General features: G+C 62.3%; 20 protein-coding genes and 1 pseudogene. 10 read left to right on the top strand and 11 right to left on the bottom strand.

Features of this window, described 5'->3' with window-relative positions:
* Window positions 1-80: 80 nt before the first annotated feature.
* Entirely contained in the window at window positions 81-542 is a 462-nt protein-coding gene (locus tag OKW41_RS17170) for a CHRD domain-containing protein (RefSeq protein ID WP_429444260.1), read from the top strand.
* A gap of 44 nt (window positions 543-586) precedes the next feature.
* Here OKW41_RS17170 and OKW41_RS17165 read toward each other — a convergent pair whose 3' ends face one another.
* Both OKW41_RS17165 and OKW41_RS17160 read right to left on the bottom strand, forming a co-directional pair.
* On the bottom strand, window positions 587-1,279 hold the full coding sequence (locus OKW41_RS17165) for a cytochrome b/b6 domain-containing protein (protein WP_429573258.1): 693 nt from the start codon (window positions 1,277-1,279) through the stop codon (window positions 587-589).
* A gap of 8 nt (window positions 1,280-1,287) precedes the next feature.
* Window positions 1,288-1,407 (bottom strand): annotated as a pseudogene (locus OKW41_RS17160) (GGDEF domain-containing protein); the annotation flags it as partial.
* Between the two features lie 354 nt (window positions 1,408-1,761).
* On the opposite strand from OKW41_RS17160, the gene OKW41_RS17155 reads away from it, so the two are divergent.
* The gene (locus OKW41_RS17155; protein WP_429573257.1) at window positions 1,762-4,146 is read left to right on the top strand and encodes a filamentous hemagglutinin N-terminal domain-containing protein; all 2,385 of its coding nucleotides are present in this window, start codon (window positions 1,762-1,764) and stop codon (window positions 4,144-4,146) included.
* Between the two features lie 122 nt (window positions 4,147-4,268).
* Here the strand turns inward: OKW41_RS17155 and OKW41_RS17150 are convergent, their stop codons facing one another.
* The gene (locus tag OKW41_RS17150; protein WP_429573256.1) at window positions 4,269-4,760 is read right to left on the bottom strand and encodes an aminoacyl-tRNA deacylase; all 492 of its coding nucleotides are present in this window, start codon (window positions 4,758-4,760) and stop codon (window positions 4,269-4,271) included.
* 300 nt (window positions 4,761-5,060) lie between these two features.
* Between OKW41_RS17150 and OKW41_RS17145 the strand changes: the two genes are divergently transcribed.
* Window positions 5,061-6,932, top strand: coding sequence for a beta-galactosidase (locus OKW41_RS17145; protein ID WP_429573255.1), 1,872 nt, complete (start codon window positions 5,061-5,063; stop codon window positions 6,930-6,932).
* Window positions 6,933-6,953: 21 nt separating this feature from the next.
* Here OKW41_RS17145 and OKW41_RS17140 read toward each other — a convergent pair whose 3' ends face one another.
* Both OKW41_RS17140 and OKW41_RS17135 read right to left on the bottom strand, forming a co-directional pair.
* Window positions 6,954-8,918, bottom strand: coding sequence for an enterotoxin (locus tag OKW41_RS17140; RefSeq protein WP_429573254.1), 1,965 nt, complete (start codon window positions 8,916-8,918; stop codon window positions 6,954-6,956).
* 54 nt (window positions 8,919-8,972) lie between these two features.
* Window positions 8,973-9,098 (bottom strand): hypothetical protein, encoded by a 126-nt coding sequence (locus tag OKW41_RS17135; protein WP_429573253.1) that lies wholly within the window; start codon window positions 9,096-9,098, stop codon window positions 8,973-8,975.
* A 537-nt stretch (window positions 9,099-9,635) separates the two neighbouring features.
* Here OKW41_RS17135 and OKW41_RS17130 point away from each other — a divergent pair.
* Window positions 9,636-10,844 (top strand): acyltransferase family protein, encoded by a 1,209-nt coding sequence (locus OKW41_RS17130; RefSeq protein ID WP_429573252.1) that lies wholly within the window; start codon window positions 9,636-9,638, stop codon window positions 10,842-10,844.
* Between the two features lie 369 nt (window positions 10,845-11,213).
* Here the strand turns inward: OKW41_RS17130 and OKW41_RS17125 are convergent, their stop codons facing one another.
* Window positions 11,214-12,179 carry a diguanylate cyclase domain-containing protein gene (locus OKW41_RS17125; RefSeq protein ID WP_429444253.1) on the bottom strand — a complete coding sequence of 322 codons (966 nt, stop codon included), beginning with the start codon at window positions 12,177-12,179 and terminating at the stop codon, window positions 11,214-11,216.
* A 576-nt stretch (window positions 12,180-12,755) separates the two neighbouring features.
* Between OKW41_RS17125 and OKW41_RS17120 the strand changes: the two genes are divergently transcribed.
* The 4 genes from OKW41_RS17120 (at window position 12,756) to OKW41_RS17105 (ending at window position 17,186) form a co-directional block, all read left to right on the top strand.
* Window positions 12,756-13,058, top strand: a complete 303-nt coding sequence (locus tag OKW41_RS17120) for a filamentous hemagglutinin N-terminal domain-containing protein (RefSeq protein WP_429573251.1) — start codon at window positions 12,756-12,758, stop codon at window positions 13,056-13,058.
* Between the two features lie 440 nt (window positions 13,059-13,498).
* Window positions 13,499-14,041 (top strand): (2Fe-2S)-binding protein, encoded by a 543-nt coding sequence (locus tag OKW41_RS17115; RefSeq protein ID WP_429573250.1) that lies wholly within the window; start codon window positions 13,499-13,501, stop codon window positions 14,039-14,041.
* Complete coding sequence (locus tag OKW41_RS17110; RefSeq protein ID WP_429573249.1) at window positions 14,038-15,048, top strand: FAD binding domain-containing protein; 1,011 nt, start codon at window positions 14,038-14,040, stop codon at window positions 15,046-15,048. The genes OKW41_RS17115 and OKW41_RS17110 overlap by 4 nt, the downstream gene beginning before the upstream one ends.
* The gene (locus OKW41_RS17105) at window positions 15,045-17,186 is read left to right on the top strand and encodes a xanthine dehydrogenase family protein molybdopterin-binding subunit (protein WP_429573248.1); all 2,142 of its coding nucleotides are present in this window, start codon (window positions 15,045-15,047) and stop codon (window positions 17,184-17,186) included. Before OKW41_RS17110 ends, OKW41_RS17105 begins: the two co-directional genes overlap by 4 nt.
* A 92-nt stretch (window positions 17,187-17,278) precedes the next feature.
* Here the strand turns inward: OKW41_RS17105 and OKW41_RS17100 are convergent, their stop codons facing one another.
* From OKW41_RS17100 to OKW41_RS17090, 3 genes are all read right to left on the bottom strand, one after another.
* Entirely contained in the window at window positions 17,279-18,592 is a 1,314-nt protein-coding gene (locus tag OKW41_RS17100; RefSeq protein ID WP_429573247.1) for an SUMF1/EgtB/PvdO family nonheme iron enzyme, read from the bottom strand.
* A gap of 114 nt (window positions 18,593-18,706) precedes the next feature.
* Entirely contained in the window at window positions 18,707-19,363 is a 657-nt protein-coding gene (locus tag OKW41_RS17095; protein ID WP_429446870.1) for a helix-turn-helix domain-containing protein, read from the bottom strand.
* Window positions 19,364-19,703: 340 nt separating this feature from the next.
* Entirely contained in the window at window positions 19,704-20,171 is a 468-nt protein-coding gene (locus OKW41_RS17090) for a universal stress protein (protein WP_090807329.1), read from the bottom strand.
* A gap of 281 nt (window positions 20,172-20,452) precedes the next feature.
* On the opposite strand from OKW41_RS17090, the gene OKW41_RS17085 reads away from it, so the two are divergent.
* On the top strand, window positions 20,453-21,142 hold the full coding sequence (locus tag OKW41_RS17085) for a FadR/GntR family transcriptional regulator (protein WP_090807327.1): 690 nt from the start codon (window positions 20,453-20,455) through the stop codon (window positions 21,140-21,142).
* 57 nt (window positions 21,143-21,199) lie between these two features.
* Here OKW41_RS17085 and OKW41_RS17080 read toward each other — a convergent pair whose 3' ends face one another.
* Window positions 21,200-21,793, bottom strand: coding sequence for an acyl-homoserine-lactone synthase (locus OKW41_RS17080; protein ID WP_429573246.1), 594 nt, complete (start codon window positions 21,791-21,793; stop codon window positions 21,200-21,202).
* Window positions 21,794-21,949: 156 nt separating this feature from the next.
* On the opposite strand from OKW41_RS17080, the gene OKW41_RS17075 reads away from it, so the two are divergent.
* On the top strand, window positions 21,950-22,267 hold the full coding sequence (locus OKW41_RS17075) for a hypothetical protein (protein WP_013092374.1): 318 nt from the start codon (window positions 21,950-21,952) through the stop codon (window positions 22,265-22,267).
* Here the strand turns inward: OKW41_RS17075 and OKW41_RS17070 are convergent.
* Window positions 22,251-22,955 (bottom strand): helix-turn-helix transcriptional regulator, encoded by a 705-nt coding sequence (locus tag OKW41_RS17070; protein ID WP_429573245.1) that lies wholly within the window; start codon window positions 22,953-22,955, stop codon window positions 22,251-22,253. The two genes, OKW41_RS17075 and OKW41_RS17070, sit on opposite strands and share 17 nt — an antisense overlap.
* Window positions 22,956-23,176 lie beyond the last annotated feature (221 nt).

Below are 23,176 nucleotides of genomic sequence, written 5' to 3'. Positions count from 1 at the left end.
GCCAACAACGCCGACGAGGTCTTCTGCAGTCTTCAATAATCGCCCGCTCACCAAGGGCAAACCCAACAGGAGAAAACCAGATGTCACGATCCATCACGCGGCGCGCTTTCATGGTGTTCGGTGGTTTGGCCTTCGCGGGTACGCTGACCTTGGCGCAAGCGGCGCCCGTCTCGTTTGAGGTGCCTTTGACGGGCGCCCAACAGGTTCCGCCGGTGCAGACGCCTGGCAGCGGCAGCGCCAAGCTCACGTTCGACCCCAGCACGCGGGTCGTCACCTGGAACATCAGCTTCAGCGGATTGACGAGTCCGACCACGATGGCGCATTTCCACGGACCCGCCCCGGCCGGTAAAAACGCTGGCGTAAAGATCTGGCTGTCGCAGAAGGGCACCATGGAGGCGACGAGCCCGATCACCGGTCAGGCCACGCTATCTCCGGCCGACGCCAAGATGTTCGAAGCCGGTGACATGTACATCAACGTTCACACGAAGAACAATCCGGATGGCGAGATTCGCGGCCAGGTGACGCCGCCGAAGGGCAACTGAAGCAGGCACGGTAGCCGCGCCCGGAGAGCGGGTTTGCGTCAGGCTCAAAGATAAGCCGCGAGCAGCATCACCATGGCAACGCCGACGCCGAATGGCAGCAGCGCCAGCAGCGCTGGCGCCTGCCGCGGCGCGTCCACGGACGAGGGCAGCAGTTTGTAGCCGGTCAGCATCGGGCGCAGCAGGTTGTGTCCCTTCGCTACCGCGTAGAGGGCGATCACGAGCACGTGCAGCACCACCGCGGCGAGCAGCACGTACCAGACAAGGCCGTGCAACGCTGAGATTGCGTTGGCGAGCCACACGGGCACCAGTTCGCTAAACGGCCCTTCGTCGGCGATGTCGTTGTTGACGTAGAGCCCGCTCAGCGTCTCGGTCAGCAGCAAGACGAGCAGAAATAAAACCATCCAGCCGCCGGCCGGATTGTGACCGACCTGCACATCGGGCTCGCGATGAAACAGGCGGCGCAAATGGTGAAGCGCGGCAGCGGGTGATGCCACGAAACTGCGAAAGCGGGCGGTCTCACTGCCAAAGCAGCCCCATAGCAGCCGGAAAATGACAAGGGCGAGCAGCGTCTCGCCGACGCGCACGTGCCAGTCGATCCAGTTCAACTTCAACGTGACATACGCGGCCGTGACCAGCACGACCACCAGCCAGTGAAACAACCGCACCGGCGCGTCCCAGACAAGGACAGGGCGGGTTACGGGCTGGGTCGGCCGTGTGTCGGGTTCGTGAGCATCCATGTGTCGTACAGCATTCGCAATTCCTTGCCGCGCTTGGGATGGGACAGGTGTTCCCAATACATCATGGCGGAACTGGCAAACAAGGTTCCGATCACAAGAAGGTAAAGCGTGGCTAGATCGACTTTCATCGCTGACTTCAGAGCGCGTCCCCGGTGCAACGGGCAAAAGGTTAGAGACTACATACGTGATAACGGCAAACGCCGCGCATCCTTGCGAAATGATATCGGAATGGGTCGTGGAGGAGACGCGAAGCCGGGCGGGTGGGCCTACGGTCGACCGAAAAGCTACACGGTGAACGCGGAAATTTCGCCGCCGGCTGGCATCTTCTGCGAAACGCGCCATATCGGCGCAAAGCCAATACTGATCGTCGCGAAAGGTTGAGGTCATCGCGAGGCGCAGCAGCGCCAAATTGCTATTCTTCATAGACATAGACCGGTTCTTCACGCGCACTCCCATGCGTGCCCGCGCGGAAAGGGGGATGTATGACGCGTCCTGCACTATCGCTGCTTTTCCTGTGCATTTCCGTTGCCGGTCTGTCTGCGACGCACCTTGCGTGCGCAGCAGGCGTTCTTCCGCAGGGCGGCCAATACGTTGCCGGGGCCGGCACCATCTCGAGCCATGGCAACGCGCTGCTGGTCACGCAGCCGGGTTCGACGCGCGGCGTGATCGATTGGAACAGCTTCTCTGTCGGAGCCCACAACCGCGTGACGTTCGACAACGGCTCCGGCGCGACCTTGAATAGGGTCACGGGCGGCTCGCCGTCGGCAATCCTCGGCAGACTCAGCGCAACGGGCAGCGTGTATGTGATCAATCCGCAGGGCATAGTCGTGGGCCCCTCGGGCGTCGTGACAACGGGTGGACGTTTCGTCGCGTCTACGCTCGATGTCTGCAACTGTGCTTTCATCAAAGGCGACGCACTCACGCTGTCGGGCGAGTCAAATGCGAGCGTGATCAACCTCGGCAAAATCAGTTCGAGCGGCGCCGATGTCTTCCTGATCTCGCGAGGCGCGGTCGTCAATGCGGGCACGATCAAAGCGCCAGGCGGCACGGCCGAACTGGCCGCAGGCGAACAGGTGCTGTTACAGGACTCGGCCAGCAGCAAACAGGTTTTCGTGCAGACGGGCAGCGTTGGTACGGTCGTCAACAGTGGACGCATCGCAGCTGCGCAGATCAGCCTGCAGGCCGCCGATGGCAACGTGTTTGCGCTCGCAGGCGGTGGCGCGCGCATTCGGGCGACGGGCACGGCGAACCGCGACGGACATGTGTGGCTCGTCGCCGACAGCGGCCGGGTCGAGCAGTCGGGCGTCATCACGGCCAGGAACGCCGACGGCAGCGGCGGGACGGTCGATACTGCCGCGGCGCAACTGGCATTCGGCGCCAGGGCAGCTGTCCATGCGGGTGCATGGAATCTCTCGACGCCTGCATTCACGATCGATCATTTCGCTGCACGCGCACTGCGCCGCAGCCTGAATTCGGGCACTACTGTCGATGTCGACACGACAGGCGCGATGGGCGCAACGGGCGATCTGGACGTCGCATCGAGCCTGCGCTGGTCTGGTCCCGCTTCGCTGACGCTCGCCGCGTACCGCGACGTGTCGGTCGCGAGCGGCGCGACGATTGCGAACAAAGGCGCGGGCAATTTGACCTTGCGCACCGACGCAACCGGAAGCGACAACGGCGGCAGCGTCGTGAATCACGGCACGCTCGACTGGTCGAAAAGCACCGGCGCGCTGAGCGCTTTCTATGACATGAACGGCACATACGTTGCCGGTACCCAACTGAGCAACCCGGCGTGGACGCCCCCCGCGTTCAGCGGTCTGGTGACGCAGATCACCGCACACAAGCTGGTGAACTCCCTGACCGATCTGTCGAATGTCGCCAACGACCTCACCGGTAACTACGCGCTCGGCAAGAATGTCGATGCGAGCGCGACGAGCAACACCGCCTTCGTTCCAATCGGCAGCGTCGAAACACCATTCACGGGGCAGTTCGACGGACAAGGCAATACGATCAGCTCGCTAACGGTCGCGCAGTTGGCGCCTTCCCAGTTCGTACGATTGATGGGTATGTTCGGCGTGATCGGCGCCCAGGGCGTCGTGCGCAACGTCGACATTTCGGGCACGGCGAGCACGGCTCCCAACCAGATGGCCAGCGTCTACATGGGCTTGCTGGCCGGCATGAACAACGGCACGGTCCTGCGGGTGAATACGTCCGGCACGGTTCTTAGCGGTGGACCTGGCGCATCCGCTTTGCTCGACTTTTCGATAGCCGGTGGGCTCGTGGGCGCTAACGCCGGCTCGATCCAGCGTTCTTCGAGCAGCGCCGCCGTGACCGCGGGAAATGTGCTCGGTGGTCTGGTGGGCGCGAATAGCGGTCTGATCAACCAGTCGTTCGCCACGGGTCCTGTCGTTTCTCTGAGTTATATCAATGAGGGCGGCGGCGGCCTTGTCGGCGTTAACAGCGGCACGATCAACCAGTCTTATGCAACCGGCTCGACAACGCTTCTGGGCTATTGCCGAGGCGCTGCCGGTACGCCATGCGGCGGCGCCGGCCTCGTCGTCATAAACTCGGGAACGATCACCCAGTCATTCGCGACCGGTCTCGTGACTCAGCCGTCCTATCAGCCGATCGGCATCGCGCGGGCCAATAACGGCACGATCGGGAACGATGTGTACTGGGACACCGACACCACGACTGCCACAGTCGGCGTCGTGTACGGCACGCAGATTCCCGCGGCGAACGGGCTGACCACCGCGCAGATGAGCACACCGGCATCATTCGTCGGTTATGACTTCAGTCCGACAGGGGTGTGGGCGATGCCTGCTGGCGCGACGCATCCGGTGCTGCGCTGGCAGCTGGTGCAATGACGCGTGACTAATCAAGCGGAAGCTGGAAAAAAATTCTAGCTTCCGCCGATTAGTTACCCCCTGACAAATGAAGCAAACGGCGCTCAAATTATCGCGGCCAGCGCACGGGCTGGCCAGTTGGGTCAGGCCCGCCCGCTCAACCCTCGCATCCGCCGTGCGAAATGGGCGCGCTCCGCATCGTCCATCAGCCTGAGGAACTGATCCGCTTCCATATGAATCAGTTCTTCGTGATCGCCCGCCTCGAAGTAGACGTCGGGCTGGCCTGCCAGGCTGGATTCCAGGTAGGTTTTCATGCCATACGCCATACAAATTGGCGGCAGCGCTCCCACATCGCAGTCCTTGAATAATTCGCGCAGTTCGACTTCCGTGGCCAGGGCGAGCCGGCGCCCTGTCTTGCTCCAGAGTTCGGAGAGCTGCACGGCGTAAGTTGACGGCAGCACGGCGGCCACGTAGCCGTGTTCGTCTTCGAGGAGCACGGTCTTGGCGAGGCGGTCGCCCGGAATGTGCGCCGCAGCAGCCGTTTCGATACTCGAGTGGCTGTATGGGTGACGCACGACTTCGTAGCGGGAACCCTTGCTGCGCAGGCAATCCTGCAAGGTTGGCGACATCGACATGGCACACCTCCTGTCGAATACCTGAAAAGGAATGAACAATTGCGATCTTTTCAGAATAGTTCACGCACCGGCAATACGCACGCCAGCTGAACGATTCCATCGAGCGATCGCATCCACCGGTTGAATCCGCCGTTCCTCAGATGACGTTGGTCGGCCAGTCCGGCGAACGACACCTTTGGTCCGTGCGAGGCACGGCGCCGCCGCGGACCGAAAAAGTTCGCAAGTTGTTGATCGTTAAGGAACTGCGTTCTACCGTTCTCGCAGGTGCAGCCGATTTACAAGTAGCCTGCATTCGTCAACTTGACAACGCCCATCGTGAACCTCGAACGCAGCCATACCTTCTCCTTTAGCCCCGACGGCGAACATTTCCTGCTCGACGGCCTGCCGTTCCAGATTCGCAGCGGCGAGATGCATCCAGCCCGCATCCCGCGCGAGTACTGGCGACACCGGATCCGCATGGCAAGGGCGATGGGGATGAACTGCATCGCGTTGTACATCATGTGGAATTACCACGAGACGCATAGAGGCGTGTTCGACTTCCGCAGCGGGAATCGCGATATCGAGGCCTTCATCCGCCTGTGCCAAGCCGAGCAGATGTGGGTGCTGTTGCGCCCCGGGCCTTACGTGTGCGCAGAGTGGGATCTGGGCGGCCTCCCTTCCTGGCTGTTGCGCGATCCGGACATCCAGTTGCGGACCGACTCGGCCACCGATCCTCGCTACATGGCGGCGGTGTCTCGCTATATCGACGAACTGGTTCCGCGTATCAAGCCATTGATGAGCGAGCACGGCGGACCGATCCTGATGATCCAGATCGAGAACGAATTCGGTTCGTATGCGAGTAATCCGGCTTACCTCGAAGAGCTCAGGCAGCTTTGGCTAGCAGGAGGCATAACCGGGCCGTTCTACACCGAAGATGGTCTCCCGCAACTCGAACGCAATCGCACCACGGTAACGGGCGGCGCGATCGCGCTGAGCAACGGCGACGCAGCGCAGATCGCAACCGTGCGCCGCGAATTCCCCTCGGTGCCCGCGATGGCTGGCGAGGTGTACCCAGGGTGGCTCACGCATTGGGGCGAAGCGGGGTTCGCGGGCGTGGACTACGACCTCTCCAGTACCTTGGCCACGTTCATGCAGGCGCGACTGTCGTTCAACCTGTATGTCATTCACGGCGGCACGAGCTTTGGCTTTTTTGCCGGCGCGAACGCGGACGGTTCAGGCAACTATCAGCCCGACATCACGAGCTACGACTACTGCGCCCCGATCAGCGAGCAAGGCATGGCGACGCCGAAGTACATGAAGTATCGAGACCTTATCGCCAGCTATCTGCCCGAACCCTTGCCAGCCATACCCGACGTCATCGCCACGCTTGACTGCGCAGGCGCTGAGGCCTTGATGCCAACGCTCTACGCCTCGATCTGGGACAACCTGCCCGCGGCACTGCCACGCGAGCATGGCGTCGAGCCGCAGTCGTTTGAACGCTACGGTCAGGCGTTTGGCTTCGTGCTGTATCGCAAGTCTTTGCCGGAGCACGCGCGCGGTGTGCTGGATATCAGCGCCGTTCACGACTACGCAACGGTTTTCCTTGGTGAACGGTACGCGGGCGGCGTATCGAGAGCGCAACTGCCGCAGAAGTACGCGCAGTCGCTCCACATGATGCATCGCGCGCCGCTTCCCCTGCCTTCGGCGCGGCATAACCACGGGTCGAACCCGGACGGCCAGGTAGCGCTGGAGATACTCGTCGAGGCGATGGGGCGCGTCAACTTCGGACCCGCGATCGTTGACCGTAAAGGTCTGCTCGAGCCGGTCACGATGAAACGCGTCGACGGCTCGCTCGCGTTGCTCGAGGAATGGGACATCTACCTGCTGCCGATGGATGAAACGTTTATCGCCAACCTCAACGAAGACTGCACGAACCCACGGAAACCCGGTCTCTTTTATAAGGCGAGCGTGCTGCTGACTGAAGTCGGCGACACCTGGCTCGACATGAGCAACTGGACCAAGGGTATCGTCTGGGTCAATGGCCACAATCTCGGACGCTACTGGAACATCGGCCCGCAAAGGCGCCTGTATTGTCCCGCGCCGTGGCTCGTGCAAGGTAACAACGAGGTGCTGGTCTTCGACCTCCATCAGATCGAGGCAAAGCCGATTCAACTGGCCGACAGGTTGTACTAGCGCCTACGCCTCGTCCCCCCTTCACCGCTTCGCGGCGGCAACTGGCAGCAGTTCGAGCGTGAGCACTTCGAACGGCGCCAGTTGCACTGCTTGCGACAGATCAGCGTCCAGTTGAGCAGGAATACCGGAATCCCCCGCACGCCCAAGGCTGCGCGATTCGAATCGTGCCGCCGCGTTATCTGGCAGTTCCAGTTGGCGCCGCAGCTCGAGTGTGAAGCGGTGCGTGCGACTGTGAGGATTGCGCAGCGTCACGATCGCCTTGTGCGGCGCCCACGCTGCCCAACCATAGGCCGCCTGTTCGTCCGGCGCTCCGCCAATCCAATGACTGTCGCGAAGAATGTCGCCGTTTTCGCGCGCCCATTGGGCGGCGCGCGCAAGCACATCCCAGTCGTGCTCGCCCAGCAGCGCCGGCGTAATGTAGAGCTCCTGCAATTGCGTGCCGGTTCCGAAGTACGACCACACTTCGTTGGAGAATGCGTCGCCCGCCGACGCATTGAGGCGTGGATTGCACTGCGCGTAGAGGATGCCGTGCAGCATCAGCGAATTGAGTGGAAAGAGCGGACTGCGCTCCACGACGTTGTGATACGTCTGCGTGTCGCGGTATGTGATCCAGCGCTCGCGGTTCGTGCCGCTGCCCGCCAGGCCATCGTCGCTGCCGCCGCGCCAGATGGAGTCGACGTGGCGCAGCCAGAACGGCGACGGATGCGTACCTGTGGTGAGATTAATGAAGGTTTCGGGCTTGGCCGCGCGGATGTCCTCGATCAGTTGAATCGCCGCGTCCCAATCGCTGTCGAACAGGCTGCCGGGGAACACCCTGTCGGCATTGCCTGTGCCGTCGAACTTGAAATGGTTGACGCCGCCCTTGTCGAGCAAGTCCATCACGACTTCATGAAAGCGCCGGTAATACGTCGGCCCCGATAATGCGAGACCGTTGTCGATGACCTCATAACCAGCGGCACGTCCTCGCGTCACGCGTTCCTGTTTCGGCATACCGTAGCCGCCCCACGGGGAAAGCCATATGCCGGGAGCGGCGCCGAATCGCGCGGCAGCGTCGCGCAGCGGAGCGAAGCCATGTGGAAATGCCTTGCTGAATTGCCAGCCGCCGCCAAGGTCGTCCCAGCCATCGTCGAACAGAAGCGAATCGATCTGCACCCCGCGCGCTGTGTGCAACTCGTGGCCGATTGCTTCGATGCGCTCGAGCGCCTGCTCCTGCGTGTACGGCGTGAGGTAGCCGATGTCGCCCCAACTGTTGTAGTGCAGAAACGGGCGATACGGGCGAGCCCGTTCCCGCTCCAGATAGATGCCGAAGTCGCGCCGAACCTGGCCGTCGCTGGCTACACCTGCCACAGCGGAGTAGACCAGCGTCCTGTTTTTCTCCAGCGGCAACGCGCGATGCAGCATGAAGCTGAGGCTGTCGCCCTTCACCTGACTTGTCGCCAGCGGGTGCTCGAAGCCCAGATAGAAGTTACCCGCAATGACCGGCGTGCCCTTGCGCTCACTACTGGCCCTGGCGCCTGGAGCGCGCGTCTTCAGCAATGAGACGGCAGCGATCTCTTCGTCCGGAAGAAGCGCCGTAATTGCCAGCTGGACGCGCAGATATCGTGACCCTTCGCGCTGCTCGACGCTCCATTGCACCTTTAGGCGTCCATGTGTATCTACCAGGGAGACGCTCGCGCGTCGCCCTGCGATTCGTTCGCCCAAGCGGGACGCATGCGGGTTGGGTTCGAGCGCAGCGTCGCTCACGGGCGCAACGACCCTCAGCTCGGCCACGCCCATAGTGGTTCCGTCAGCGAGCGTGAGCGTGAACGGCGCGACGATGCGTAACGTGCGTTTGCGCTCGCAATCGATCAGTGAGAAACCGGCGAGACGTTCGTCTTCGTTCGTCCAGCGCAATGCAATCGCGTCGTTGCCGAACGAGGAGATATGTCCCGTCGTCTGGAGCACGGGCATGCCAGTTTGCGTAGGCGAAGCATGGTTGGCGCGCATGGAGAAACCTGTCTCGGGCCAGAGGAAGAGATTTTCGCCGCCCCGCGAATGGCGTCAGATAACGAACTGCGCCGTGGTGGAAGGCGCGAACAGTTCGTCGATAGTCATTAGCCGTTCGGAAAGCCCCTGCGTATGGTGGTAGCGCAAGAACGCGTTGAGCACCGCTTCGTTGCCGGGCACACCGTAGCGCTCGCCCGAGGCGGCTCCGGAGCGGCGACTCTCAAATCCGCCAACGCGTACTTGCGACCCGCAGCGGTCACTGGAACTGCTCCATCGTAAATGATCGCTACCGAGGCGACTACGGCCGGCCGCATCGTTGTATCCCGCTCCGTGGCTCGGCTGTGTAACTCGGGCCGACCAATCGGGCCTTTGGGGTTGTGAAAGCCAGTTCGGACGCGCAACAGCCATATCCGCCTTATGGAAAGCCTCTCATACAGTTCAGCGACCGTCGGAAAGAAGAGCCGTCCGCCTCGTTCGACCTGTTATGGAGGTCCGGGCCGCGACGGCGAGGTCGCAACTTCGCGAACAGCGGTCATTGCCTGATAAGCCTCCTGTTGAATGCGCCAATCGTTTGAATACGCCAATCCGTAGGGTGTTTTTGACGATCCGGCATTCGTGTCTGACCTGTCGTCTTATCCTTGGGTGAGCTTCGTGGAATCCCTCGGTCGGATCGACCGCAAACGATATAACAAGGGCATGCTATGTGGAGGCCAGGTCATGGCTATGACTAACGCCGTCGTGTCAGTCCGTCCCGCCAACGCGCGGAAGAATATCGAAGTGTTCACTTCGTTGCGCGGTATCGCATGCCTGATCGTTGTTATGGCGCACGTGTGGAGCATCCTTGACTGGCCGCGCCTTTTTGCCAACGATCGTTCAGTCCTCTCTTCGTATCAACTCATTGGCGGCTTGTTCAATGCGTCGGGCGCCGTTCAGATGTTTTTCGTGTTGAGCGCATGCGTGCTTGCAGTGTCGCTGTCAAATGAACCAACGCAACAGGCGCCGCCGGTTAAAAAGTTCTATGTGCGGCGCTTCTTCAGGATCTACCCAGCCTTATGGGCTTCAATTGTCCTGACGCTATGTCTCTGGCATTTGATTCGATCCCCGCAGGCGTTGGACTCTGGGCTTTATAGCGCGTGGGGAGCGTGGCAAGCGTACCCTTCGCCGCCCACCGCAAAACTCATCGCGCTCTCCATGTTGGGGCTCTACGTACACCTGAACGGGCCGCTTTGGACCTTGCGTGTCGAGCTGTTCTACTCTCTCGCATTTCCAGTTATTTATCTGCTTGCCCGGAATCCACGCAAGCGGTGGGCGTTACTCGCTTGTGTTTCCCTATTGGCCCTGTTACCGATCCCGCGGGTGTTTTGTATGCATTATGCGTTAGCCTTCGGACTCGGCGCCGCCATTCCCTTCCTGCCGCGTGCGGGCGATGTTCCATACCGCATCACAGCTACCATCGCATTGATTGCGCTGCTGTTCTCGCAGATGGCCGCGGACCGGCTCGGTATAGACATGAAAGGCGCTGAGAACATCGAGATGCTGGTCGCGTTCGTCGCCGTATATTGCCTGTATCACAGCGGCAGGTCGATGCAGGCACTTGAAGCCGGGCCGTTCGCATTTATCGGCGACATCTCCTACAGCATCTATGTGCTGCATTTCCCAATTCTGTTCGCGTTGACGCCGCTAGTCGTCGAGGGTTTCGGAACGACACAGGTACGCGCGCATCCGTTGGCGTCTCTGCTCGTTCTCACCGTTTTCGCCCTTTGCACAACGATCTTCGTGGCAGCGCTCTCGCGCCGTTATGTCGAACGGCCCGGGGAACGCCTCGGCCGGATCCTCTACGCCGCGGGCAAGGAACAGTCTTCGCGCGCGTCTACCACTGACAACTCACCAAGCGTCGCAAGCAGGCGCCCGTCTGAGCGGGACTGACAGAGAAGCCCCAGCCTGCGGATGTCTTGCTAAAAGCTATATATCTGCGGGTTGAAAGCCTCATCTTGCCAGTCACGCGACAGTCCGAGCAACGTGAATCGTCGGCGCACGAGCGACCGGTTAATGGCGGCAAACCGACGTTGGGTGTCAGACTAGCGAGCTACGTGACGGACCGTTCATGGCCGCACCCGGCCGGATGGCGACCGTCTCAGTTCGCCCCACTCCGGGCCAAACTCCAGCCGCGAAATGAAACTACCTTCCGCAGCGAGACGACGCGCACATGCTCCCAGATACGAGCGTCCGCGGCCCGGCACCTGCATCAAATGCGCTCGCCAACACGAGCAGGGCGCCGCCGGGAACCCTGTCCGCTTACGCGCCGGCACCCGTCTCATCGAAGAATGAGGTTTTGTCCGTCCCGTTCGCTTTGGCGCGATACATCGCGCTATCGGCCTGGCGCATCAGGGCGTGTACATCAAGACGTCCGTCCGCGCTATTGGCACCGAGCATGCGCACGCCAATGCTGGCCGATACGGCGACGGGATGACCGGCGATCTCTCGAAGCCCATGAAGGATGTCGTGAATACCGTCGGCAATCGCGCGCGCGCCGGCGTCGCCATGCACGTGGCGGGCGAGCACCGCGAACTCGTCGCCTCCCAGGCGGGCAACCGTATCGCCGCGGCGAATGCGTGTCTGCAGACCGTTGGCGAAGCACTGCAACAGTTCATCACCCACCGCATGCCCATAAGCATCATTGACGTACTTGAAGCCGTCGAGATCGATGAACATCAAGACAGACTGTCCTTTATCGTCGTCTCGCGCAGCAGTCGCTTTAGCGATCGCCTGCTCGAGGCGAGTGCGGTTGCTGAGTCCTGTCAGAGGGTCCGTCGCAGCCTGCCGTTCGAGCCGATGCACGAGGGCCATCAAGTACACGGAAGTCGCCGCGATGCTGAGCATGATGCCCAATCCCACCGCGAGGTTTTCTCTCCACCACGGCTCGACGTGCATCAAAATCACGACGCCTGCAAGCGCAACTGCACATGAAAGTAGCAACGGCCGCTTACCGTGGCGGCAACCGGCACCCACAAGAAACCAGAACACGACCCAGAGCAAGGGCAGCGCCACGCGCCCGCCGAGCGCCAAGGCAGTCATGACAAGCGCCTGGTCTGCAATCGTGGTGACCGTCAATCGAAGGCGCGGCCGAACTGTCCAGGCGGTCGCGGCTATGTATGTCACCACGCCGAATACAACGTATGCGAAAACCACGCCCAGAGTGTCATACGCGGCGGCCGTGCGTTGGAGCGCGGCGACGGCGATATAGCCGATCAACACGACCATGCCCAAGCATATCCGGAGGAGCGCCTGCTCCTTCTCAGGTTGTCCGCGAAAGACACCTAGAAACGTTTGCTCATGCCAACGCTGCGCGCCCGGCCGCTCCATGCCGTCTACCCCGTCAATATTGTCCTTTGCAGAGCGGGCATTCTATCGCTTTTGCCGGCGACCAATGCTTCTTGCCGCTCTCTCCGTCCGCTTCCGAGGGTTGAACGGCGATTCCTGCCGCCGCGGCGACCGACACGCACCCCCGCCTGAAGCGGTACCAGCAAGCACCGGGTGCATGCCCAAATACCGGTTGGTCTTTTGAAACGCGCTGCAACCATTAGGCTGTGTTGTGCGGTATGGCGGCTTTCGCGCCTTGCCTGGTCGCAACAATCTGCGTTCCGCGACGACGACTTTCCACGAACCACGTTTCGGGAGGGATCATGTCGCGTCATTCATCCAGACTGGCGATCCAGTCGCCCCCAAGCCCGCGCAATGGGCTGTCCTTTTCGCTGGCGTATGCCGGCGCGGCACTCATCGCGCCTCGGTCGCGGCCTTCCGCGTGGAACCGTGTTCTGCGCCGCTGCCGCTTGCACTATGGGTGCCGCTCGCGCTCGCCGCGTGGTGCGTGCCGATGGCCCACGCGGCCGGACCACTGCCGCAGGGCGGCGCCTTCGTCCGGGCCAGGGCGCGACGACGAGCGGCACCACTTCGCTGACGATCGACCAGTCCTCGTCCCGCGGCGTGATCGACTGGCACAGCTTCTCGATCGGCAACGGCAACACCGTCGCCTTCAACAACGGGTCGGGCGCGTCGCTGAACCGTGTCACGGGCGGCGATCCGTCATCGATTCTCGGCAAGCTCACCGCCACCGCGGCACACTCGCAGCCATGTGAATGAGGGCAGACGTCGAATAACCTTTAACGCGTGCAGCCAACCGACGTCAGGCACAGGTCGTTGCAAACCGGCCAGTTCTCGACGGAGAAGGATCGTTAAATTCGGTGCCCGCATTGGTCCAATGCTGTTTTTTTGAGGATACTGCGCCGACACTTTTTATCTGGATCGTGCGGACCGCCATCACCTACATCGACTGCGTTTCGCTGGCGCATAGGGCCTGGGACCTATGGCCTCAATCAGCATCAGGTCGAAATCGGCTCACCTAATCCTGGCCCGCTTGCAAGTGTCGAGCGAGTGCATGCGAGCAGCTCGCCGTTGCAGTTCGAGCCGGATCGATTCTTTGGGAGACGGTGCGGAGGCAGGAGGGATATCGTCCCTTGATATCGACTCCATATGGTCTATATACAAGCAGAGTGATTGTTGAAACCGGCAAGGAATTGGGAATGAACGACGCTACTTTCGGGGAGCAATCAGATCCAAATGGAGACGCCGGGCTGCATTGGTCAAGCAGCGTCACGGTGACGATGCGTGTGAACGGCCAGCCGCGGGTCGCAATGGTGAACCCGCGCGTCACGCTGCTGGACTGGTTGCGCGAAGACTCGGGTCTCAGCGGCGCCAAGAAGGGCTGTAATGAAGGCGCATGCGGCACCTGCACCGTGCTGGTCGACGGCAAGCGGATGAACAGCTGTCTGACGCTCGTCGTGCAATGTGACGGCTGCGAGGTCACGACTGTCGAAGGTCTGGCCGCCTCCGACGGGACGCTGCATCCGGTACAGCAGGCATTTATCGAGCACGATGCCTTTCAGTGCGGCTATTGCACGCCCGGGCAAATCGTCTCCGCGGTCGCCTGCATCGCTGAAGGGCACGCGACCGATGAGGCGAGCGTTCGCGAATGGATGAGCGGCAATCTGTGTCGCTGCTCCTGCTATCCGCAGATCACGGCGGCCGTGCTCGATGCCGCCGGCGCAGCCGGGGACGAACGATGAAAAACTTCGAATACGCGCGTGGCGCAACCGCGCAACAGGTAGTCGCGTCGCTGGCGGCGGGCGACGTGGCGATCATCGCGGGCGGTACGGAGCTGCTCAACTGGATGCGGCTCGGCATCGCAGCGCCCGATCGCGTCATCGATGTCGGTGGACTCACAGGTCTCGTTCGTATTGTGCGCGAGCGTGACGATCTGGTGATCAGCGCGCTGACGGACCTGAACGTGATCGGTGAAGACGCGCTCGTCGGCGCCCACGCGAGCGCGCTGGCTCAAGCCTGTCTGCTCGCCGCCTCGGCGCAGGTGCGCAACCGCGCGACGCTCGGCGGCAATGTGATGCAAAAGACGCGATGCGCTTATTTTCGTTCGGAAGCGCCGTTGCCATGGGGCTGCAACAAGCGCAATCCCGGGTCGGGCTGCCCCGCGCGCAATGGCATCAACGAACGGCATGCAATTTTTGGCTGGACCGATGCATGCGTCGCGGTTCAACCGTCCGATCCGGCTGTGGCACTGGCTTGTCTGGATGCGACAGCTGAGGTCATCGGGCCGAACGGCGGTCGAATGATCAAGATGACGGAGTTCCACCTGACGCAGCAGGAAGCGGCCGGCATGGGCGGCGATGCCGCCCGGCTCGAGACGAGACTGGCTGCCGACGAAGTGATCGTCTCCTTTCACATACCCATCCGCGCGGACGCACGATCCGCCTACGTAAAAGTCCGCGAGCGCGCCAGCTACGAATATGCGCTGGTCTCGGCAGCCGCATCCGTGGAGCTCGATCGGGATCGCATTGTGTCGGCGCGCATTGCACTTGGCTCGGTGGCGCAACGCCCGTGGCGCCTTCCAGTCGCGGAGGTGTCGCTGGCCGGGCAGGCGCCGACCAGGGAAGTGGTCACGCCGATTGTCGACGCGGCAATGAGCGACGCCCGGCCGCTCGCTCACAATGGCTACAAGGTGACGATGGCGCGCAATGCCGCGGTGCGTGCGTTACTGACGGCAGCAGGGCGATCATGAGCATCGGCACGGCGGTCTCCCGCGTGGAAGGCCAGGCGAAGGTCACTGGACAGGCGAAATTCGCGGCTGACAACACGCCGCCCGGCACGCTTCATGCGGCGTTGGTCGGCGCGCCCGTTGCGTCGGGCCGGCTGATCGACGTGGATGCCACCGCGGCACTTACCTTACCGGGGGTGGTGCGGGTGCTTACCGCGCACGATATGCCGCGATTCGGTGCGGTTCAGCCGCCAGCGGCGGTGCTCGCACTGCCGTTGCAAAACGACGCGATTCGGTACGAAGGCGAGCCGGTCGCAATCGTGCTTGCGGAATCCATCGAGGCGGCGGAAGCCGGCCGCGATGCCGTGCTTGTCCGTTGCGAGCGCGACGACCCCATCCTTCCCGGCGCCGCGACGCGCGAGCCGCCGCCCGAGCCACGCATGCTCGGCGATGATCTGGAGATGGGCGACGTCGATGCGATTCTCGGAACCGCACAGGCAAGCGTGGCGGCGACGTATATTCAAGCCGCGCGTCACCACAATGCGATGGAGACATCGGGCACCGTTGCGCGATTCGAGCACGGCAAGCTCACGCTGTGGGATGCGGTTCAGGCGAGCGAGAATGTGCCGCTTGTCGTAGCCGCGGCACTCGGCATGAGCCCGGACGACATTCACGTGATCGCACCGCACACGGGTGGCGGGTTCGGCTCGAAGGGATATGTGTGGCCGCACCAGATTCTTGCCGCCGCCGCGGCACGCGTCGCGGGGCGGCCAGTGAAGCTTCATCTGCGGCGTCACGATCAGTTCGTCTGCGTCGGCTATCAGCCGTGGATGAAACAGGACATCAAGCTTGCGGCAACGGCGGACGGCCGGCTCAGCGCCATCGATCACGAAATCGTCAATTCGAGCGCGATTGCGGACACGCATCTGGAGCCCGCAAGCGAAGCAAGCAAGACGCTTTATGCGTCGCCCGCCATTCGCACCAGGCAGTGGCTGGAGCGGCGCAACATCAACGTGCCCACGCCAATGCGCGCGCCGGTGGAAGGTCCGGGGCTATGGGCGCTCGAAAGCGCGATGGACGAACTCGCCGTGGCGCTGAAGATCGATCCGCTCGATCTACGACTGGCGAACTACGCCGAGGTCGATCCGCATACGAACAAGCCTTGGTCGTCAAAAAAGCTTCGCGACGCATATGAGGAAGGTGCGCGCCTTTATGGCTGGCGCACGCGCGGCGAGACGCCACGACGAGACGGAGCGTGGCGCATCGGACATGGGATGGCGACGAGCTCAATGGGCAATTTCCGCTTTCCCGGCGGGGCGCGCGTGCGCCTGAGGTCCGACGGCACGGCGCTGATCGAGGCGAACACGCACGATATCGGCACCGGCACGCAGACGGTCTTTTGCCAGATCGCGGCCGAAGAGCTGGGCTTGCCGATCGAGAACGTGTCGATTGTGTGGGGCGATACCAACCTTCACCCGGCGAGTCCCGTCTATGGATCGAGCGCCACGGGCAGCACGGGAAGCGCGATCGCACTGGCTTGCCGGGAAATCAACGCGAAGCTCGATGCGCTCGGCGGGAAAGAAGTTCGCGCGAGCCTGCGGCGGGCTAACCTACCGGAGATGGTCGCGGACGGTGCGTTCACGCTTCCGGGTGGCGCCAGCTTCAGCGCGGACGGCGACGGTACGCCATACGCGATGCGGACGTGGGGTGCGATCTTTGTCGAAGTAGGCGTCGATCCCGAGCTTGGCCTCGTGCGCTTGCGCCGGGCGGTGGGTGCCTATTCCGCGGGCCGGATTATCAATCCGAAAACGGCACGAAGCCAGATGACGGGCGCGATCATCTGGGGTTGGGGCAAGGCGACGATGGAGGAAAGCGTGCAGGAGCCCAATACCGGTGGCTGGCTCGCGAAGAATCTGTCGAACGTGGCGGTCCCGGTGAATGCGGACATTCCGCTCGATATCAAGATCCACTTCGTCAGTGAGTATGATCCGCATGCAAGTGCGATCGGTACCCGCGGCATCGGAGAACTCGGCGCGACCGGCGTGGATGCCGCAGTGGCCGCAGCCGTCTACGACGCCATTGGCTTGCGTGTGCGCGACCTGCCCATTTTGCCGGGCAAGATACTGGCAGGCCTTTCGAGTCAGCACGCCGCTGCGGGATAGCAATGCGGCTCGGTCGTGAGTTGAGTGCTCAGGACAGACGGCACCGCAGTTTTGCGCGGATATTTTCAGTTGAGCGAAAGATGATCATCGAGTTATTTTTTGCTTAACTTGTCACAACCCCGCACACACCGAAACCCCGCATACACATACTGATAATGCGGCTGAAACCAGTTGCGAAATTCCGGCCGCAGCATGCACAGCGCGGTACGCGCCGAGCCGCCCTTCAGCACGTAGTGCTGCCCATCGAAGAAGTTGGCCGAATAGCCGGGATAGAACGGAAACGCTTCGAAGTCCGGCAGCGCTTCGAAAAGCGTCGAGGTCCATTCCCAGCCGTTGCCGAACTGACCTTCCGCGCCGAACGTGCTGACGTTGTCCGGATGCGCGTCGACGGGCCGTGGATCCCAACTGCGGAAATCGAAGTTCCCCGACGCCGCTTGCGGCGCACCGTGCGCCGCGCGTTGCCATTGCGCCTCGGTCGGCAGGGTTTTGCCGGCCCAGCGCGCGTAGGCGCTCGCTTCGGCGTGGCTCACGTAGACGGGCCAGTCGAGCGGCAAGGGCACGTCGTCGAACATCGTGCGCAGCGTCCATGCGGGGCGACCGTCTTGCGCCGTGCGTTGCGACCAGCCAGCGGGATGCTCGATGCGCTCCGCTTCCTTCCACACCCAGTCCTTCGGCGACCACCACTTCGGCTCGCGATAACCGCCGTCTTCGATGAACTCGAGGAACGCACCGTTCGTGACCATGTATCGATCGATCTCGAACGCGGGCACGTCCACGCTCATTTCGCCGAACTCATTATCCCAGCCGAAGCGGCCGGCCTCGCGCGGCATGCCGAGCACGGCCGTGCCGGCCGGCACGCTGACCATCGACGACAACGCGTCGCGCTGCTCCTCGCTCGTCACCACCGGCTCGCGCAACGCGGTGTTCTTCTGCGCGAGTGGCAACTGATGGAGCATGTACGCGAGCGTTTCCGCATGCATCAACCGATGCTCGATCGCGACGTTCAGCAGCTGCACGGCCGCCTCGTCGTGCGCCGGGTTGCCGAGTTCGTCGAGCGCGGTATCGATCTGCCGGCGCGCGCGCGTCGCATACTCGCGCACGGCGGCGAGCGACGGCCAATCGCCGGGTTGATCGGTGGGAAAGCCGCCGTCTACCGGATCGATGCCGAAGGCGAACAACTGGTCGAGTTCCGGCGCGAAAGCCGGCAGATCGAACAGACGCTGGTCGAGCAGATTGCGATCGAACGCTTCGAGATGGCCGATGTAGAACACGACGCGGTGACGCTCGCGGATCGGCCGTTCATAGAGGTAGTCGGGTTTGACGATCGCAAACAGGTCGTCGGTGACTTGACGCGCGTCGAGCAGGCGCTGCACGAGCGGATGATGCGGGACAGGGTCGCGATTCATTGGGGCCGGGTCTCCATGCAACACGGTTGCCGTCGGGGGACGGTCTGAAAACTCTACCCGCTCGCAGGCAGCGTGCCAAGACGAACGGCGCGACCGTCCAGGCCACTCCGGCCGCTAGATCTGCCGCAAGCCTTCGAGATCGACGATGTGAATGTGCTTGCCCCGCGTGTCGATCAGGCCGCGTTTTTGAAATCTTGACAGGGTACGGCTGACCGTTTCGAGCGTTATGCCGAGGTAGCTGCCCATGTCCTCGCGCGTCATTCGCAGATTGAATTCCGACCACGAGTAGCCGCGCTGCGCATTGCGCTGTGACACGTCCAGCAGGAAGGCGGCGACGCGTTCGTCGGCGGACAGCGAGCCGAGCACCATCATCTGCGCGGCTTCGCTGACGATCTGCGCGCCCAGTAGCTTGTGCATGCGCTCCTGGATCGAACTGATTTCGCGACACAGCAGCTTCAGCGCGCTATATGGAACGATGCACACCGTGCTGTCTTCCAGCGCGACGGCGCTGCACGCATGGAGGTCCGCGCTGATGCCGTCGAGCCCGAGCGGCTCGCCGGCGAGACGCAGCCCGGTGACCTGCTCGCGGCCGTCGCGGTGGACCATCACGGTCTTCATCGATCCGGAGCGCACCGCGTAGATATTGTCGAAGCGGTCGCCGCTGCGATACAGCGCTTCGCCGCGCGGCACCGAGCGCGCCGAACAGATCAGCGTTTCGAGCTTCGGCAGTTCCTCCGCCGACAGCCCCTGCGGCATGCAGATCTGACGCATCGAACATCTGGAGCAGCGCGCGGCGGTACGTGCGGTTGCGCGTGCCGCCACGGCCTCGCGGTTGCCGGCGGAGCGGGTCGAGGAACGGGTCACAGCAGTAGGATTCAGCATGTTCTGCGCGCGATTATTGGTAGTGGTGAAATTGTCCCACCCGCTATGACCCGCAACTGGCGGCAAAGTGACGCGTTCGCTGCTCGGCAGTCCGAGCAACGGCGGTGCTCTGACGAAGGTGAGAAGGTGAGCCGCCGCGGCCTATATCGACGTCGCCCGTCGACGGGTAGCGTGGCTCGATTCCGGCAAGCCAGGGCGTGGCGTGCCGCCCCTGCGCCTGATGAAAGAGTCAGGCGGGTTCCTTGTCGGTGCCCGCGGCGGACGGTACCAGCAGAACCGGAAGAGTGGCCTGGCGCACGCAGCGTTCAGCGACGCTGCCGAGAATCAGCCGCTGAAAGCCACGCCGGCCGTGCGTGCCCATCACGAGCAGGTCGGCGTTGAATTCGGCGGCGGCCTGCAGCACGATCTCGGCGACATCGCCGAGCGACGAAGCCTCGGAGACGGCCGGGTCGCCCTTCACACCTTGCTCGGCCATCACTTTCGAAAACTCGGCACGCAGCTCCTGGCCTTCCTCGATCAGGCGGTTGCGCAGGATCGACGGGTCGTAGCCGGGCGCCTCGAAGTACATCGGCGTGTTTTCGACGACATAAAATGGCCGCAACACCGCGCCATTCGATTTGGCGAGATCGAGCGCCGCTTCAAACGCACGGCGCGAGGTATTGCTGCCGTCGACCGCTACAAGGATGCGTGTGTACATATCGGCTCCGCGTCAAAAATGCGTCTGCCACATTGCTAGCGGCGGCAGGTTTATTGATCTTTTATACCAATGAAGCTTAGATGATTGCCGGAAAAGATGCACCGGACCAGGATGTAAATCAAACACTTGCCAAATATTCCGGCGCGGCGCGGACAAAATGGCGTGCGCGGCGGCGTGCGCGAAGCGGCCCGGCATGCTTACAACCCGTAAAACTTTGCTGAAGCCGAAACAGGGTTGGCCTTACAATCAAGCCATATTCAGACAAGCTGGCCAGTCCGCTGATGAACGATCGAAAAACCAAGGGCTTACCCGACCAGATCTACGGCGACATTCTCAACCGCATCCTCGAAGGCGAATACAAGGAAGGCGAGCGATTGCCGACCGAACACGCGCTGGCGGAGCGTTTCGCCACGTCCCGACCGACCGTGCGCGAAGCGCTCGCGCGATTGCGGGCCGACGGCATCATCTCGACGCGGCACGGCTCTGGCACGACCGTCGCCCGGCGCCCCGATCCGGACGTACGCCGCTTCGCGCCGCTCGAAACGCTGTCCGATATCCGCCGCTGCTATGAGTTTCGCATCGTGACCGAGGCGGGCGCGGCCGCGCAGGCAGCGCTGAAGGCCGACGCCGACGACATCGCCGCGATCCAGCACGCGTGGGACGAGCTCGAGCGCATCATCGAGGCGCAGGGGATCGGCGCGAAGGATGACTTCCTGTTTCATCAGGCGGTCGCGCGCGCGTCGAAGAATCCGTTTTTCATCACGGTGATGTCGTTCATCGAGGAACAGATCCTGTTCAGCATGAACCTGTCGCGCAATCTGTCGCTCGTCAAGACGGTGGAGCGGCAGCGGCTGGTGCAGGCCGAACACATGGCGGTGCTCGACGCAATCCGCCGCAAGGACGCGGCGGGCGCGGGCGCCGCAATGCGCGCGCATCTCGAGAACGCGCTGGAACGGATGTTCGGTTCCTGAGTCCGCGCGCGCGGGTGAAGGCGTCGCGACTTTTGTCAGGCCGCGCTTCGGCGAGGTTCAAGCAGCGACGGCGACCGGCCCGAACAGCGAGGTCAGCGTTTTCGCGCTCACCGCGACGTCGAGCGCGACGGCCCGCTCGATGCCAATCTGCAGCGGCGGCCCGAGCCGGCTGACGTCGAGGCCGGCTCGGCGCAGCATCCTCTCGATCGGCGTGGTGGTCACCGTGACGTAATGCGTGATGCCCATGCGCTGCGCAAAGCGCATCACTTCCTGAATTGCGCGGATTGTCATATCCGTGAAACCAAACGACTGTTCCTCACCGCCGGTTTCGATCGCCCAGCGGCTCAGTTCCCAGATATGTCGCCCGACCGGCGCGGCCGCGCCATGCAGTAGCTGCGGGAAGGTGTCTTTCAGCATGTTCGGACCTTCGGTCGGCATCAGGCGCCAACAGCCGCGCAACCGTTCGTCTTCGCCCTGAATCAGCATGTAGTACGGCCCGAGCGCGTCGTAGCCGTCTATCTCCATTCCCGCGATGGTCGGAATTTCCCAGCCGAGCCGGCCGTGAAAGACACGGGCGCGCAAGCGGTACATCTCGTTGATCAGTTCGTTGTCGAATTCCTGCCGGAGTCCAATTCGGATCGTGGTTTGCATGACGTTCTCCTGTACGCGTTGGGGGGCTGCCAGATACGCAGGAAAACTTATGCATTCTGAATCTTTGCGCCACCTACCTACCTGGATAGGTGTGGATGCTTATCGGGTATATCAGAATTCAGACACGTCTCCGCCCCCAACCTACAAGGGTCCAAAATGGAACTCCTCGACAATCACTGGCAACCGCAAACCCACCTCCAGGCGCGTCCTTCGGAGGTCTCTTCGGCAGTGGATCGCGTTCTGATCATTGCCTATCGGAAGAAGAAAAAAGAGAGCCAGCGCCGTTTCTGGGCTCGCTTTGGCGTCACGCAATCGCGCGGCAGCCGCTTCGAGTCGGGCGCGGAGATCCCGGCGCCGGTGTCGATCCTGCTGGGTCTGTACTTCATGAAGACCGTGTCGGACGCCGATCTGGGTCGCGCCGAGCGTGTGATGTACAGCCGCGACGCGGCCGCGCTGCTCAACCCGGGTCAATAAGCCCAAGCTGCGCCGCGATCACGGCTGCCGCACGCCGCGAATTCACGCCGAATTTCGCCCTGATGTTTTTCATATGGAAGTTCACCACCGCTTCCGAGCAACTCAGGATGTGAGATATCTCCCACGTGGATTTGCCGCGTGCGGTCCATTTCAGACATTCTCTCTCGCGCGGCGTGAGCTTCGGCATCAAGGTCTGCGCATGTGAATTCAGATGCTGTTTGCTGGTGTCGATCACCAGGTCGCGCAACAGCACGAGGTTCGGCAACGCGGCGTTCACATGGCGCCTGAACCCGTCTGACGGCTTGTCGTCATTGACGAAGCACATCATGCCGGCTTCCTGATTCGGCCCATGAATTGGCAGCGTCACGCCCGCGCCCAGACCGTACGAGCGAGCTTCCTCATACAGGCAGTGCTGCGCCGGGCTGGCGAAAATCTCGGGCGTCCAGACTAGCGGCGATGAGCGTGACAGGCAGTGTGCGACCGTCGGATCGATATGCACCATGCCTTGCTCGTCGTACGTCTGGCGCCATGCCGGTGCGTAAGTGCTGCGCAGGTAAGCGTCCTCGAGACGCATGGTTGGCCGCGGCAGCAACGCGACCAGAATCTTCTCGAAGCCCCACGTTTCGGCTAAGCCCGTAACCACGCCGAACCATTCCGCCTCGTCGGCGGCGTCCAGTAGCGGTGCCATCTGCTCGATAAAGTGTAGCGACAATTTTTTGGCTCTCTCAGGCTCGCAAACATCTCGTTCGCGGTTATCGGCAGACAAACTTCGGTCCGCTCTTTTGGTCCGCGTAATCTATCACTAAAAACTCGAACGCAATGCGCCGGTGCTCCGCGGGGTAAACGATAGCCGCCACGTGATAGCAACGCCGGTGTCGCCTATTATTATGCTGATTGAAATAAATCTTT

The organism is Paraburkholderia sp. UCT70, assembly GCF_050434085.1.
In the GTDB taxonomy this organism is placed as follows: Bacteria; Pseudomonadota; Gammaproteobacteria; order Burkholderiales; family Burkholderiaceae; genus Paraburkholderia; species Paraburkholderia tuberum.
Note: the sequence above shows the minus strand (reverse complement) of the source record. Positions and strands in the feature narration are given on the sequence as shown.